General features: G+C 62.4%; 10 protein-coding genes. 4 read left to right on the top strand and 6 right to left on the bottom strand.

The features are described from left to right. Positions 1 to 9: 9 nt before the first annotated feature. Positions 10 to 2,067, bottom strand: a complete 2,058-nt coding sequence (locus HMPREF2792_RS03665) for a hydantoinase/oxoprolinase family protein (protein ID WP_070530927.1) — start codon at positions 2,065 to 2,067, stop codon at positions 10 to 12. A 191-nt stretch (positions 2,068 to 2,258) separates the two neighbouring features. Between HMPREF2792_RS03665 and HMPREF2792_RS03660 the strand changes: the two genes are divergently transcribed. Next, positions 2,259 to 3,725, top strand: a complete 1,467-nt coding sequence (locus tag HMPREF2792_RS03660; protein ID WP_070530925.1) for a helix-turn-helix domain-containing protein — start codon at positions 2,259 to 2,261, stop codon at positions 3,723 to 3,725. A 60-nt stretch (positions 3,726 to 3,785) separates the two neighbouring features. Here the strand turns inward: HMPREF2792_RS03660 and HMPREF2792_RS03655 are convergent, their stop codons facing one another. From HMPREF2792_RS03655 to gabT (HMPREF2792_RS03640), 4 genes are all read right to left on the bottom strand, one after another. After that, a complete protein-coding gene (locus HMPREF2792_RS03655; protein ID WP_070530923.1) occupies positions 3,786 to 5,096 on the bottom strand; it encodes a YkvI family membrane protein in 1,311 nt (436 codons plus the stop codon). Between the two features lie 99 nt (positions 5,097 to 5,195). After that, positions 5,196 to 6,176 (bottom strand): alpha/beta hydrolase, encoded by a 981-nt coding sequence (locus tag HMPREF2792_RS03650; RefSeq protein WP_070530920.1) that lies wholly within the window; start codon positions 6,174 to 6,176, stop codon positions 5,196 to 5,198. 15 nt (positions 6,177 to 6,191) lie between these two features. Then, positions 6,192 to 7,640, bottom strand: a complete 1,449-nt coding sequence (locus HMPREF2792_RS03645; protein ID WP_070530918.1) for a flavin-containing monooxygenase — start codon at positions 7,638 to 7,640, stop codon at positions 6,192 to 6,194. Positions 7,641 to 7,675: 35 nt separating this feature from the next. After that, positions 7,676 to 9,001 carry a 4-aminobutyrate--2-oxoglutarate transaminase gene (gene gabT, locus HMPREF2792_RS03640; protein WP_070530915.1) on the bottom strand — a complete coding sequence of 442 codons (1,326 nt, stop codon included), beginning with the start codon at positions 8,999 to 9,001 and terminating at the stop codon, positions 7,676 to 7,678. A 111-nt stretch (positions 9,002 to 9,112) separates the two neighbouring features. On the opposite strand from gabT (HMPREF2792_RS03640), the gene HMPREF2792_RS03635 reads away from it, so the two are divergent. Continuing rightward, on the top strand, positions 9,113 to 10,639 hold the full coding sequence (locus tag HMPREF2792_RS03635; protein WP_232748451.1) for a helix-turn-helix domain-containing protein: 1,527 nt from the start codon (positions 9,113 to 9,115) through the stop codon (positions 10,637 to 10,639). A 4-nt stretch (positions 10,640 to 10,643) separates the two neighbouring features. Here HMPREF2792_RS03635 and HMPREF2792_RS03630 read toward each other — a convergent pair whose 3' ends face one another. Further along, complete coding sequence (locus tag HMPREF2792_RS03630) at positions 10,644 to 12,089, bottom strand: PucR family transcriptional regulator (RefSeq protein WP_070530913.1); 1,446 nt, start codon at positions 12,087 to 12,089, stop codon at positions 10,644 to 10,646. Between the two features lie 117 nt (positions 12,090 to 12,206). On the opposite strand from HMPREF2792_RS03630, the gene gabT (HMPREF2792_RS03625) reads away from it, so the two are divergent. Both gabT (HMPREF2792_RS03625) and HMPREF2792_RS03620 read left to right on the top strand, forming a co-directional pair. After that, positions 12,207 to 13,535: a 4-aminobutyrate--2-oxoglutarate transaminase gene (gene gabT, locus HMPREF2792_RS03625; protein ID WP_070530911.1), complete on the top strand. Its 1,329-nt coding sequence runs from the start codon at positions 12,207 to 12,209 to the stop codon at positions 13,533 to 13,535. Between the two features lie 78 nt (positions 13,536 to 13,613). Then, on the top strand, positions 13,614 to 14,843 hold the full coding sequence (locus HMPREF2792_RS03620) for an aromatic amino acid transport family protein (RefSeq protein WP_070530909.1): 1,230 nt from the start codon (positions 13,614 to 13,616) through the stop codon (positions 14,841 to 14,843). The last annotated feature ends 95 nt before the right edge of the window (positions 14,844 to 14,938 follow it).

Here is a 14,938-nt window from a genome sequence, read left to right as displayed (position 1 = left end):
GCGAGAGTCTTAGGCGTTGGTGGCCTTGCCGATGTGGATGCGGATGTTGGACCACTCATCAATTTCTGCGCGGTCTCCTGGCGGAATGACGGTGGTGGCGTCGAACTGGTCGATGATGGCGGGGCCGTTGAGCTTCGCACCGGCCTTCAGATCCGGGCGGTGGTAAATCGGGACATCGGCCCAGCCGCCGTGGGCGGAGAAGTACACCGGGCGGGTCGTCTCCGGGAGCTCTGCTTCGTGCTCTTCAACCTCGTAATGCTTGAAGGGCGGGTTCTCCAGCTCACCGATGGCGATGAGGCCGATCTGGTAGAACTCCACGGCGCCCTCGCGGTCGGCGAAGGAGTACTCGCGCTCGTGCTCGTCATGGAACATGGCCACGGCATCATCCAGCGGGTTATCGGATTCCGGAATCTCTACAGTCAGGGAGCGCCACTGGCCGCGGTAGCGCATGGAGGCGGTCAGCTTGAACTTCATGCGCTCCTCGGGGACATGCTCCTTGTGGAGGCGCTCGCGGGCCTCGGAGATAAGCGCCTGGAATTCCTTGCGCAGGTCCGCAGTGTCCACTTCGTCCACGGGGGCTTGGTACATCTTGGTGATGTCGTGGCGGATGTCCACGAGCAGGCAGCCCTGAGCGGAAGTCACGCCTGGGTGCGGTGGGACGACGACGGTGGGGATGGAGAGGTCACGGGCCACCTCAGCACCGTGCAGTGCGCCGGCGCCGCCGCCGACGACGAGAACGAAATCGCGCGGGTCATAGCCGCGGCGGATGGACAGCAGGCGAACGGCGTCGGCCATGTTGGCGTTGGCCACCTGCACGATGTTCTCCGCGGCGGTTTCGGTATCGAGACCGAGGGGTTCCGCGACCGTCTTGTTGACGGCTTCGCGCGCGGCATCCGGGTTCAGCTTCAGCGCGCCACCGATGAGCTCTGTGCCGAGGCGGCCGAGGGTGACGTTGGCATCGGTATTCGTGGCCTCGGTGCCGCCGCGCTCGTAGCAGACCGGTCCCGGATCAGCACCGGCCGACTGTGGGCCATTGCGCAGGGAACCTGCCTCATCGATCCAAGCTTCCGAACCGCCACCCGCGCCGATGGTGCCCACCTCGATGGACGGGAAGCAGATGGGGAAGCCGTACTCGACCTGCCACTGCTTGGTAATGCGAATATCACCTTCGTAGACCAAGGCGATATCGGTGGAGGTACCACCCATCTCCAGGCCGATCGCGTTGGAGTAGCCGCAGCGCGTGGCGATGTCCTGCACCGCAATGGCGCCTGCAGCAATACCCGAGGCGGCCAAGCGGACCGGGTAGCGGGAAACCATCTCCGGGGTCATGGAACCGCCGCCTGAGTGGAGGAGCAGCAGGTCGCCGTCGTAGCCGCCTTCCTCCAGCTGGCGGGACAGGCGGTTGACGTAGCCGGAGACCAACGGCGCCAGGACCGCATTGGCGACGGTCGTGGAGAAGCGGTCGTGCTCGAAGATCTCCGGGAGGATTTCGGAGGAGGTGGAGATGGCGGCGTCGGGAAGCTCCTCGCGCAGGATCTCCGCCATGCGCTCCTCGTGGGAGGCGTTGGCATGGGAGTTGATGAAGCAGATCGCCACGGTCTCAATCTTCTTGCGGCGCAGGATGCCGGCGATGCGGCGGGCTTCCTGCTCATCGAGCGGGGTGACCTCTGCGCCGTCGAAGTCGATGCGCTCCTCGACCTCGTAGCGGTCGCGGCGGCGGATATAGGGCTCCGGCACATCCTTGTAGGCATCCCACAGCTCGTCCTTCGTACCGTCACGAATCTCCAGGACATCGCGGAAGCCTGTCGTGGTGATGAGCGCTGCCGGCGGGAAGCGGCGCTGGATCAGCGCGTTGGTGGCCACCGTGGTGCCGTGGGAGAAAACATCGACCTGGTTGAGCTGGACGTCTGCCTGCTTGAGGCCGTTCATCACCGCCTTCATCGGGTCATCAGGGGTGGAGGGGACCTTTGCTACCGACAGCTCGTGGGTGTCGGTGTTAACAATCGCGACGTCGGTGAACGTTCCGCCGACGTCAACGGATACGCGAAATGGCTTGGTCTCCGTCATGGTGTGGACCTCTCTTTCAAAGGCTCGTGAATTCGGTTGGAAGGAATCTTCATATGCTCCGGAGAGGCAGGCAATGGAGGAAAAGTGAATTGAGGGGAAAACGAATGGAGGAAACTCCAAAAAGCCAGGCTGTCGGCCACTAGAATTACCTGATTAAAAGTAAGATAGGACACTATTTTTCGGAGGATTAAGTGGCGTCACAAGAAAACCCGGAGTTGCACATCGCGGATCTCGTCGTGATGGAACCGCGGTTGCGCCGCATCAACAAGGCCCTCGAAAGTGAAAGCTTTGTGGGGCTGTGCGCTGAGGGCGACGGCGATGTGACAGGCTGGTTGGTTCTGCCCCAGGCAGAGGGAACACCCCGAGCCATTCAGCGCCGCTTAGCCGATGCCGCCGGCGTGGTATTCCTCGAATCTGAATTCACTGAGCAGGAAATCCTGGACTCCGTGGACGGCACCGTGTCCCTCCTATACGGAACTGAAGGGCTCACACGTCAAGACATTCGGCGCGCGGTGGATGAGCTGCTGCGCCGCCAGCCCAACCTCACCTCATGGCGCAAGCTCAGCACCATTGGTCAATTAAGTCCCGGGCTGGTCAACCCTGCCCCCGAATCCGAAATCCTCTCCCGCTTCGCCAGGTTTAGCGGGGATTCCTTACTTCTCTTGGCCGTCGATGGCCGGGTCATCGCCGCGGCCGGCGAGCTGCCTGCGCGAAGCATTGCGCGCTCCCTGTCGGTTGTTAGCAACCACAGCACGACTACTTTGCACGTGGGGCGGTGGAAGGTCTTTGCCCGGTGGCTCGACATTGCCGGCGAAAGCCCGTCCTTTGATCACGGCTATTGGTTGATTCGCGGGCGGCAGACCAGCCGGGATGCGGACTTCGATGACCCCGCCTTTGCAGCATTGGAGGAGCTGCTCACCGCTTCTTTGCTGGCGCAGCGAAACATCCAACGCAACCACGTCGCGGAATCAAGCGCCTTGTTGATGGCGTTGTGTGACGACAGCTCGAACAGGGAGGAGGTGGCCACCACCTTGCGTAGGAGAGGGTTTTCGGAACACGCGACAATGCGGCTCATAGTCTCGGACTCCGTCAAGGATTCCTACCGCAGCGATGTGCGGGATAAGGCTTTTGCGGTGGCGCAGGACGCGGGCGTGCCACTGGTGCTGGGCTATGTGGCTGGCCGCACCTGCGTGCTGACGACCCAGTCGGGAGCCGAGGCAAAAATTGCGGATGTGCTCTTCGGCTCGGTTGGGCTTTCCGATGCCTTCGATACAGTCGAGGAGGGCCCGCAGGCGTGGCTGCAGGCCCTGGTCGCTGTCGTCGTGGTGGACCGGCAACACTCCCTGCACGTGCAGAGCATGGAGTTTTCTCAGTGCAGCGCCATCGAGAAGGCGGCGGCGTACCTGGGTCAGCGCGGTTTAGAAGATGCCGTGGGGGAGCTCGACCGAGCGATCGGCTCGATCAAGGATGGGGAAGAGATCTTTCAGGCCTATGAGGCTGAAGGACTTTCAGTTGCCCGCGCGGCAAAGGTCGTGGGCGTACATGCCAATACGGTGCGGCACCGGCTGGAGGCACTGGAGGAGCGCATTCGTTTCTCGGATGCCGACTTAGTTTTGTGGGTGCTGTGGAAAGCACTTCGCCCCCGCATGCAGCGCTAGGCGCTTGAGACGCGGGGGCGGAGAGAATGAGGGTAGGTGGTGATGGGGGAATAGTGAGAACTACACCTTCTTCTTAGTGCGCGGAATGGGCTTGCCAGTGATGAGCGCGTGGAGCTTGCCATCACCAATCTGCAGCTCTTCGGGCACGTCCTCGGAATCGACCTCAGTCATGATTTCTCTGATGAAGTCAGATTCGGGAATGGAGGAATTGCGGGCGATAGCGGAAAGCTCGCGCATTTCCTCCTCAGAGAGGTGGTTGTCATTCTCAAAACGCTTCTTGAGTAGTTCGCGCGCACGGCGGCGCAGATCGGCCTCAGACTGCAGGTCCTTGCGGTTCTTCATCCAAGCAAAGCCGATGATGAACATGATGGCGATACCCATGTAGCCCAGAATCGGATATACCCAGCCGATGAGGTTAGAGAAGCCGACGAAGGAGAGCACGAATCCGATGAGCACCGAGATGACATAAACCTTGTAGAAGTGTTGTGGCTTGCCACGGGTCAGGCGCTTGGCAAAGGCATAGAACATGCCGATGGCGGTGTTATAAATCATCCCGTAGATAGCAATGGACATGGCGACTCCGAGCGCTGGATGAATCTGCTCAATCATGGCCAAGGTTGGCATTTCGGCGTCGGTAATCGGGCCCACCGAAACGTAAAGGCCGCCCACCAGGACCGCAAGCAGGAACAGGAAGCACAGGCCGCCGAGGATGCCGCCATAGCCCACTTCCTTGGCATCGAGGAAGTTGCCGCCGATGACGATCATCATTGAGACCACCACGATGACGTTGAGGCCCAAGTTATTGATGGCGGAGACCCACCAGTTGGGCAGCGTGGTGGGAATGGTCTGCGCCTGCTCGTTGAGGTGTGACCAATCGGGGCTGGACGTCAACACGGTATACACGGTGCCGATGGTCAACAGGATGATGATGAACGGGGTGATGGCGCCAATGGCGATGGTCACCTTGTCCACATCGAGCAACCCAGTCAGCAGCGTGAGAATGAGCATGAGGATCGCACCGATCCACACCGGCCAGCCCCACTGCTGGTTGAGGTTGGTGCCGGCGCCGGCGAACATGGCGAAGCCGATGCAGAAAAGACAGGTCAGCGTGGCGAAGTCAAGGATCTTCGACACAATTGGCGTGGACACCGCGTTGAACACAGAAGTGTGTTCTTTTGCGCGGTGATAAGAACCCAATTGGAGAATGGTGATTCCGGAAATGGTCATGGCCAGTGCGGTGACGATGGCACCGACGATGCCCATGTTGCCGAAGGCAACGAAGTATTGGAGGGCCTCACGGCCGGACGCGAAGGAGGCTCCCGCGAGCACGCCGATGAAGGCCATCGCGATGCCGAATGAGCGTTTAAGCATGGTGAACCTAACTGTGGATGGATAAATGCTTCTACTTATGCAGACGGGGCAGGCCGCCTAGGAAAGGTGCCTGCCCCGTGTGTGATGGAGCGAAAGCTGTTAGCTCGTCACCGCCTTGATGAACTCGGCGATTCCAGCAAGCTCCTCCTCGCCGCGGTCAATGATCGCGGCGGAGGTAAAGAGCCCGTGGTGGTAGCCCAGGAGGTGCTTGTGCGTGACGTCGACGCCCGCTTTTGCTAGCTTCCCGGCATACTCGATGCCCTCATCCGCCAGCGGATCGTTATCCACCGTGATGACGAGCGACGGGGGCAGGCCTTCCGGCAGCTCTTCCAGCAACAGTGGGGAGAGATCCGTGGCGGTGCGCTGGGATTCCTCCGTGACGAAGGTATCGATGAACCACCGCATGGTGTCGGAGGCGAGAGGGAAGCCTTCCTCCAGGCGTTTGTAGGAGGCACCGTTCTCGGTGCGCTCGCGGGAGCAATCCGTGATCGGGTAGAGCAGGATCTGGGCGCTGAGCTTGGCGACGTCATCTTCACCCACAAACTCATTCGCCAACGTGGCAGCCAGCTGGCCGCCGGCTGAATCACCGGCGACCGCGATGGAGGTCACGGTCAGTCCGTGTTCTGCCTCGGGGTTGGACAGCCAGCGGTAGGCGGCGCGGCAATCGTCGATTGCCGCCGGGTAGGTGTGCTCCGGGGCGAGGCGATAATCCACCGCGACGACCGGGAGGCCGGTCAGCACCGCGATACGGCGTACCGAGGAGTGGTGGGTCTCCAGGTTGCCCATGAGCCAGCCGCCGCCGTGCATGTAGAGCACCGCGGGGGTCTCCTGGCCGCGTTCTGCCTCCGGGCGGGGGTCATAAAGGCGAACCTGGAACTGGTCGACCTGGAAATCTGTGGTCGCAGGTTCCTTCTCCTCGTGGAGCGGGTTGGCGTGGGCCGAGGCTACGTAGTTCTCACGCACCTGCGGGATGGGGAAGTTGTGGAAGGACTTCGCTCCACCATCGCGGAAAGGCTTCAGCGCCTTCCACGCATCCTCAGCGACGGGGCGCCCGGAGTATTCGTCGTGCAGAGTGTGCATCGTGATCACTACCTTCTAGACCAGCTCGTAGTCGTTGATCTCCAGCTTGTCGGTGAGCTCGTAGTACTCAGCAACGTTGCCGGACCAGTTGTTGATGACGCGGCCTTCCTCGTTCTTGTACCAAGAGGAGCAATCGGCGGAGAACGCAGATGCCTCGAGTTCCTTCTGGATGCGGGTGTTGAACTCGTCGATGACGTTCTTCTTCACGTCGAGGGCTGCCTCCGGGTTCTCGCGCAGGTAAGCAACAGCCTGGGAGATGTAGCGGTCCTGCGCCTCGAGCATGGCCACCACGGAGTGGTGGTTGAGGTTGGTGTTCGGGCCGTAGAGCATGAAGAAGTTCGGGAAGCCATCCACGGTCATGCCCAGGTAAGCCTCCGGGGAGTTGCCCCAGCGCTCGCGCAGGTCGATGCCGTCGCGGCCGGCAATCGGCAGGTCGCCCTGGAACTCCTGGGAGTGGAAGCCGGTGGCGTAGATGACAACGTCGAAGTCGTGCTCGACGCCGTCCTCGGTGCGGATGCCGGTTTCGGTGAACTTCTCGATGCCAGCGGTGACAAGCTCCACGTTGTCACGGTTGAAGGTGGGGTAGAAGTCATCGGAGCGCAGGATGCGCTTGCAGCCGAAAGCGAAGGTCGGGGTGAGCTTTTCCACCAGCTCCGGGTCGTTGACCTGGGAGCGCAGGTGCTCCATGGCCTGCTCGACACCCTCGGCGGCGGAGTCGGTGCCCTTGCGGGTGCGGTCGAAGCCCTCCTCGCGGACCTCGTGGATTTCCTGGCGGATGGCGCGGTAGGAATCCGGGTTCTCCTGGAATTCCTTGGTCTCCTCCTCGGTGAAGATGACCTGGTTGCGCGGCAGGATGTAGTTTGCGGAGCGCTGGAACACGGAGAGCTTCTCCGCTTCCTTGGCAACCTCCGGAACCAGCTGGACAGCGGAGGCCGCGTTACCGATGACGGCAACCTTCTTGCCGTTCAGGTCGACGTCGTGGTTCCACTCGGCGGAGTGGAACTGCACGCCCTGGAATGCCTCGCGGTTCGGGAAGTTCGGGATCTTCGGCTTGGAGAGCTGGCCCCAGGCGCCGACGAAGACGCGGCCGTAGTAGGTCTCACCGTTGGCCTCGATCTCCCACGCCTTGAGGTCTTCCTTCCACTCGGCGCGGGTGATGCGGTGGTTGAACTTGATGTGATCGTAGAGCTTGAACTCTTCTGCGAGGGCCTTGAGGTAGCCCTGCATCTCGTCCTGACCGGCGAACATGCGGGAGACGCCGAGGTTGAGGAAGTAGGAGTAGCAGTAGATCAGAGCCTGGGTATCGCAGGCAGCACCCGGGTAGGTGTTGTCGCGCCAGACGCCGCCGACCTCGTCGGCTGCTTCGAGAATGAGGAAGTCCTGCTGCTCGTCGCGAACAAGCTGGGCGCCCATGCCCAGTCCGCCGTAGCCGGTGCCGAGGATGATGCAGTCGTAGATCTTCATGGTGGTGTGTCTCCTTGAGGTGTTGGTGTTTCGGATTAGTTCGCGCGAATGGCTTCAGCCAGAACCTGGAGGCCGTCACGCAGGGTGGACTCGTTGATGACCAGGGGCGGAAGGAGGCGGATGACGTTGCCGTCGAGGCCACAGGTGAGGATGAGCACGCCCTGCTCGCGGCAGGTCTTGGCTACCTTGGCGGTGAGGTCGGCGTTTGGCTGGTTGTTGTCATCGACCAGCTCGATGGCGATCATGGCGCCGCGGCCGCGGACCTCAGCAACGGTGGTGAGCTCAAGTAGCGGCTCCAGCTCTTCGCGGATGATGGCCTCGATTTCGCGAGCGCGGGAGTTGAGGTCCAGCTCCTCCATTTCCTCGAAGGCTGCCAGGGAAGCAGCGCAGGCCACCGGGTTACCGGCATAGGTGCCACCCAGGGAGCCCGGGTCCGGTGCATCCATGATTTCGGCGCGGCCGGTCACAGCGGACAGTGGCATGCCGCCGCCCACTCCCTTGGCGGTGGTGATGAGGTCCGGGATGATGCCCTCGTCTTCACAGGCGAACCAGGAGCCGGTGCGGCAGATGCCGGCCTGGATCTCATCGGCGATGAAGACAACGCCGTTGTCGGTGCACCATTCCTGCAGTGCCGGGAGGAAGCCCTTGGCCGGCTCGACGAAGCCGCCCTCGCCCTGAACCGGCTCGATGATGACGGCGGCCAGTTCTTCGGTGCCGACGTACTGCTCGATGTAGCGCAGGGTGCGCGCTGCTGCTTGCTTGCCGTCGAGGCCGTCGCGCAGCGGGTAGGACATCGGCGCGCGGTAGATGTCAGCGGCCAGGGTGCCAAAGCCGGACTTGTACGGCTTGTTCTTGGCGGTCATGGTCATGGTCAGGTTGGTGCGGCCGTGGAAGGCACCGTCGAAAACCACGACGCGGTTCTTGCCTGTGTAGCGGCGAGCGATCTTGATGGCGTTCTCCACTGCCTCAGCACCGGTGGAGAAGAGGCAGGACTTCTTTTCGTGGGTGCCCGGGGTCAGCTCGTTGAGTTTCTTGGCTACCTGGACAAAGCCCTCGTAAGGAGCGTTGAGGAAGCAGGTGTGGGTGAGGTGGCTAGCAGCCTCGGCGACGGCTTTGGCAACGCGCTGGTTGGAGGCGCCGACGGAAGTCACGGCGATGCCGGATGCGAAGTCGACGATGGTGTTGCCGTCGACGTCGACAAGCACGCCACCGTCGCCGTCAGTGATGTAGGAGGGGTAGCCCGGGATGACGCCAGCGGCGACGTCTGCTTCACGGGCGGCATTCAGCTCCTGGCTGCGGGGGCCAGGGATTGCGGTGGAAACATTCCGCTCCTGGGGGAGGCGGTGCTTGAGATCCTGCATGCTGTCTGCTCCTTAATGCTCGGGATTTTTTATGACGTAGGTCATTCTGGCGGCTAAACTTCAGGAGGGCCACAGACGATCTGGTGAAAGAATGGTGAGAAATTGTCCACAGTGGATAAGGGGGTAGCAGCCGGGCTGGAAGAGGGAAGCGTGTCCCTCACCTGGTTGGCCAATCAACCCGATCTGGGGATAAAGATTCTGCACGATTGCAAGCGGTCCTTTTCCGTGATGCACCCGTGTGAACTGCGCGATCCGCGCGAATTTGTGGGATCCGGGGCCGTCATTTTGCTCACCGGCATGGCATTTGAAGGACGGCCTGAGGAACTGGAAGAGTACATCCGCAAGGTGGCCGAGGGTGGGGTGACGGGGGTGGGTTTCGGCGTTGGACTGGCCTTTGCCGAGGTTCCGCCCGGCATGCTGGAGGCCGCTCAGGAATGCAATATTTCGCTCTTCACGGTGGCGCGGCGCGTACCTTTCGTCTCGGTGCTCGCGCGTTTGCACGACGAGCTGCAGCGCCAGCGCGAGGAAGGGTTGGAGCGTTTCATCGCCCAGCAGGGTGCGCTCAACGACGCCGCCGTGGCCGGCCTCGATGCCCTCGTGGACAAGACCAGTCGCCTCCTAGGCGCGCATTCCTGTCTCGTCGATAAAGACGGGCGCGTCTTTGCGCAGTCGAGCTACCCGGGACTGCCCCCGGTGGATTGGGCGCCGGTGATCGCCGATACGCGCGCCCAGAACTTCTACGCCGCGCGCCGCGTGGGCGGGTGGAATGTCTTGGCCCAGCGCTTGGCCGACCACGGTGCGCGCTCCTTCGGGCTCTTGGCAGTGGCGCGTGATGGTTTCGGCGTGAACGAGCGCGCGCTACTCAAGCAGGCCGCGGGCCTAGCGGAGCTTAGCGTGAAGCGCCCACAAGAGCTGCGGCGCACACAGAATGAGCTCAACTCCATGGCTTTGGCCATTCAGCTGGGGTTGGACGAACCCGAAGATCCCATGCGGCGCATCTTCCACCTCGTGGGCGATGCGCAGGGGAGGGTACGGCCAGTCCTAGTGAAATCTGAAGGCGAGCGCGCCCATCAGCGCTTCATCCAGGCCCTGGATGCCCGCCTCCAAGACCACGGGCGTTTGCTCTTCGAGTACGCGCTGGATAAGTCCTCCAGCCTCCTGCTCTTTAGGGGAAGCCGAACGATGAAAAACCTGCAGGATTTGCTGCGCGATATTCGCGGGAGCAAGCGCATCGTCGTGGGCCAACCCATGCCGTGGGCCGAGCTGGGGGTGGGGATTGTCCACGAGCTGGAGTCTTTCGCTTTCGGGCTGCAGCCGGGGATGCTCGCGGGGCCGGAATCGCGCACCTTGAGCTGGACTAGGGATCCCCGGGTTAAAGGAGCGGTGCACAACCGCGCGAAGGAGACCTGGGGCAAGGTGCGTTCCTTTGACGCCGAGCACGGCACCGACTTGGCGGAAACACTGGAGGTTTACTTGCGCGCCGGCGGGCATGTAAGCCGCACCGCTGAGGAGCTGCATTCGCACCGCCACACCGTGCGCAAGCGCATCGCGGACTTGGAGGAATTATTGGAGGTTGATCTTAAGGATCCTCTCGTGGCAGCCGAGCTTCTCATCCTGGGCGTGAGCGTTCCGGACTGAATTCTTAAGAATCAAGGCTGAGCAAGAGCAGTTCCGCGCGGGTGACGGGATTGCTCAGGTCCACGCCGCAGAGTTGCTCGATCTTGTCCAAGCGGGCGCGCACCGTGTGGCGGTGAACGCCGAGCTCCGCGGCGGCGGTGGCCAAGTTGGCGTTGCCCACGAGGAAGGAACGCAGCGTGGCGCACAGCTCTGTGTTGTGCTGCGCATCGTGCTCGGCAAGAAGGCTGACCGTAGCCGCGCGCCGGGCAGCGAGGGCCTCGGGTACGCCGGGTTCTGCCAGCCAGGTAGGGGCAGCCGAATCGAAGGTCGCCACAGTACCGAGGGGCAGGCTGCGCGCGTGGCTCTGGAGAGAGGACAAGAGCGCCGGGGTCAACGCTTGCCATTGGATGCGCTGCAGGATGGACGTTCGGAGGTAGCGGGTGTGTTTACCGCTCAAGTTCGGGTGCGTGGTGCCCGGGGGAAGCGCGATAAGCGCCGAATCGTGCTCCGGGCGGATGAGGCTGAGGGGCTCGGCTTTTCCAATCTCGCTTAATGCCCGCGCGAGGCGGGAGGGTGATGGTGCCGTGAGAAACAGAACATCCACGAGGTCGTGGCTATCGACCGTATGGAAGGCCGCCTGTAAGGCAGGGGAGTCAACCCCGGCCAGTTGGGCGTCAAGCGCCAACGCCCCGAGGATCGTGTGCGCAGTGGTGTCGGGATGATCTAAGAGCAGGCTGGCCAGGCCCGCGAGGTGCCGGATGAGCGCGCGGGAGTAGGAATCGAACTTCTCTGCACGCGTTACCGCGATGGCCCAGCGCCGTCCCGCCGAGCCGAAGATGCTGGTGATGGTTGCGCCTGTGCTTGTCGACGTCCCCGTTCCGCGCCCCGTCTGCTCCGCGGCCTCCACCGCGGCGTCGGCCGCACTGAGCTGACCGCGATCGCTGCGGCTGACCACCGCTCCGGAGGAACTGGCCACCGCTACCGCGGCACCGAGTTCTTTGCTGGCTTGCATGACGAGCGCCCCGATGCTCGTGGCCGCGGCCTGGTTGAGGCGCTCCTGCTGGCGGTGGAGTGAAAAGTGCGCGTTGTTGTCCAAGCGGGCCTGTTCTTTAGCCACGGCCGTGGTGATGGATACAAAACGCGTGGCGCGCGGGACCTCAAAGAGGGTGAGATTGTGCTGGGAGCAGGCGCGGATAAGTTCTGTAGGAACCTCGCCGAAGGCCAGCCCAGTGCCGAAGCCGATGCCCTGCACGCCGGCCGCGGCGAGGGCCGCACCATAGCGTTCGAAGCCCTCCGGTTCCTCCTGGAAGGCAAGCCCCAACGTGAGCATGAGCGCGCCGGGGGAGGTGAACTCGCTGGGGTCCGCGAGCTCGGAAGCGTGGATGGTGTTGAATGTGGCGCTACCGGTGACGATGCTTCGCAGGTTCAATGAGCGCTGGTTGAGCAGCCAGCGGAAGGAAATCTCACGCATGGTGGACAGAGTACACAGTTAAGCGGAGAAAATTTATACACTGCGTCCATAGTGTGCAGTGGGTGGTGGAGACCACACTAAGGGGCACACTATTCATCCGAGCACAAAAGGAAGACCATGCAGGAACTTCAGTACCACATTGAGCAGTCCCGCCACCTGGGCCAGCAGGTCCCGGGCCCGAAGAGCGCCGCCCTGGATGAGCGTCGCAAGAACGCCCTCCCCGCGGGCATGGCGCCCTCGCTTCCGGGCTACGTAGTGGATGCGGATGGCGGCATTCTTGCCGACGCCGACGGCAACCGCTTCATCGACCTTGCCTCCGGCATCGCCGTGACCTCCGCTGGCGCTTCTAACCCGGCCGTCGTGGCCGCGGTCCAGGAGGCCGTCGCGCACTTCACCCACACCTCCTTCACCGTTTCTCCTTACGAGTCCTACGTGGCCGTGGCCGAAAAGCTCAACGAGGTCACCCCGGGTGACCATCCGAAGAAGACCGCGCTGTTCAACTCCGGCGCTGAGGCTGTCGAGAACGCAGTAAAGATTGCCCGCAACTACACCGGCAAGCGTGGTGTGGTGGTCATGGACCGCGCCTTCCACGGCCGCACCAACCTGACCATGGCGATGACCGCCAAGCAATCGCCCTACAAGAACGGCTTCGGTCCCTTCGCCCCGGAGATCTACCGCGCACCGATGTCCTACCCGCTGCGCGATGGTCTGAGTGGTGCCGAGGCAGCCAAGAAGACCATCACCATGATCGAGCAGGAAGTCGGCGCGACCAACCTGGCCTGCGTCGTTGCCGAGCCGATTCAGGGTGAGGGCGGATTCGTCGTTCCGGCCGAGGGCTACCTCGCAGCAATCCAGAAGTGGTGCAACGACAATGACGTCGTCTTCATCATCGACGAGATCCAGGCGGGCATGATGCGCACCGGTACCTGGTTCGCTTCCGACCACGAGGGCATCGTGCCGGACATGGTGACCATTGCGAAGGGCATTGCCTCCGGCATGCCGCTATCCGCAGTGACCGGCCGCGCGGAAATCATGGATACCCCGCAGCCTGGTGGCCTGGGCGGTACCTACACCGGTAACCCGGTGGCGTGCGCCGCTGCGCTGGCAACCTTTAAGGAGTTTGAGGAGAAGGACTTCGGTGCGCGCGCCCAGAACCTGGAGAAGGTCGCCCGCGAGGAGCTGGAGCCCATCCTGGGTGATGAGCGCGTCGCAGAGTTCCGCGGCCGCGGCGCCATGCTCGCACTCGAGTTCGTGACCGCTGAGGGCGAGCCGGACTCCGAGCTCGTGCACAAGATTGCTGACGGTGCCAAGGCCGAGGGCATCCTCCTGCTGACCTGCGGCCTGGACCACAATGTCATCCGCTTCCTGCCTTCCCTGGCTATCCCGGAGGACCTGTGGCGTGAGGCGCTGCAGGTCGTCGTCAAGCAGTTCAACGAATTCAAGTAAGGCGAATGCAGTTCTCACCCGGCGATGGCCGGGTGAGTTCACGTTTTAATAGCCATTTAGTAGTCATCGGAGAAGTCTTTGTCCAACAACATTTCTGTGCCGCAGAAGGATGAATCCACGAAGGAATTCAAGCCCGCGCTGTCCTTCGTGCAGGGCATCGCCCTCATCTTCGGCACCAACATCGGCGCTGGAGTTCTCTCCATTCCTTATGCCGCTCGCAACGGTGGATTCCTCGCGCTCGTCATCGCCCTGCTCGTGGCTGGCACGCTCACGACCATTTCCATGTTGTACGTGGCGGAGTCCGCCATGCGCACCAAGGCCACACTGCAAGTCTCGGGACTGGCCGAACACTACCTGGGGCAGTGGGGGCGGTGGCTGGTCTTCGTCGCCATCATCGTCAACGGTATCGGTGCGCTCATTGCCTATGCTGCCGGCTCCGGTGACTTGATCAACAACATTTTCGGCCTGCCGCCGCTTCTGGGCACGTTAATCTTCTTTGGGTTTGGCTCATGGGTGATGTACCGCGGTCTGCACACCACGGGTGCCACTGAGGGCGCCGTTACCGCCGGTATGGCCATCATCATCGCTGTCCTCTGTGGATGGACCATCCTGGGTCCAGGTATCAAGGTGGAAAACCTATTGGTTCTTCACCCCTTCTTCATCGTCCCGATTCTGAACCTGGCGGTGTTCTCCTTCCTGGCGCAGTATGTGGTTCCGGAGCTGGTCCAGGGCATGGACCCGGCCAAGCCGCAGGAGACCGCGCGTGCGATCGTCGTTGGCATGGTCATCACGGGCTTTACCCTGGCGCTGGTGCCTTTTGCAGCCCTCGGCCTTCTCGGCATGGAGGTCACCGAAGTGGTGACCATCGCCTGGGGTGAGGCACTTGGCCCGGTTGCCTACTATCTGGCCAACATCTTTGCCTTGGCGGCCATGCTGACGTCATTCTTGGCGATTGGTTTTACCACCATGCGCAACGTCCTCGACATCTTCCACTGGGAAGGCGTGAAGGGGCAGCGCATCATCGCGGTGGCGCTGACGGTGGTACCGCCACTGGTGATCTCGATTGCAGGCCTCGGTGGCTTCGTTGCGGCGCTGTCCTATGCGGGCGGCTTTGCGGGTGCCATCATGTCCGTCATCCCGGTGATGCTGCTGCACGCCTCCCGCAAGAAGGGCGACCGCGATCCCGGCTGGACCGTGGGCGGTCTTGCGCACCCGGCTATTCAGGCAACCATCATCGTGGTGTATTTCTTGGCTTTCATCTATTCGATCATTTCGATCGTCGGGCTGGTGCCGGCGGGTTGGGCTTAGTACAAGCGATTAGCCCTGAGAAAGGTACGAGATCGTAGACTCAGGCGAGCGATGTTCTTGAGCGGCGGTGGGCTACTGCGAAGTAGCCCACCGCC

The organism is Corynebacterium sp. HMSC068H04, assembly GCF_001811255.1.
Lineage (GTDB): Bacteria > Actinomycetota > Actinomycetes > Mycobacteriales > Mycobacteriaceae > Corynebacterium > Corynebacterium hesseae.
The sequence above is the reverse complement of the archived record's forward strand: the minus strand, read 5'-3'. Positions and strand labels throughout refer to the sequence as shown.

Coding starts and splice junctions, on each gene's coding strand:
- HMPREF2792_RS03665 (WP_070530927.1), bottom strand. CDS start 2,067: ATGACGGAGACCAAGCCATTTCGCGTATCCGTTGACGTCGGCGGAACG.
- HMPREF2792_RS03630 (WP_070530913.1), bottom strand. CDS start 12,089: ATGCGTGAGATTTCCTTCCGCTGGCTGCTCAACCAGCGCTCATTGAAC.
- HMPREF2792_RS03650 (WP_070530920.1), bottom strand. CDS start 6,176: ATGCACACTCTGCACGACGAATACTCCGGGCGCCCCGTCGCTGAGGAT.
- gabT (WP_070530915.1), bottom strand. CDS start 9,001: ATGCAGGATCTCAAGCACCGCCTCCCCCAGGAGCGGAATGTTTCCACC.
- HMPREF2792_RS03645 (WP_070530918.1), bottom strand. CDS start 7,640: ATGAAGATCTACGACTGCATCATCCTCGGCACCGGCTACGGCGGACTG.
- gabT (WP_070530911.1), top strand. CDS start 12,207: ATGCAGGAACTTCAGTACCACATTGAGCAGTCCCGCCACCTGGGCCAG.
- HMPREF2792_RS03655 (WP_070530923.1), bottom strand. CDS start 5,096: ATGCTTAAACGCTCATTCGGCATCGCGATGGCCTTCATCGGCGTGCTC.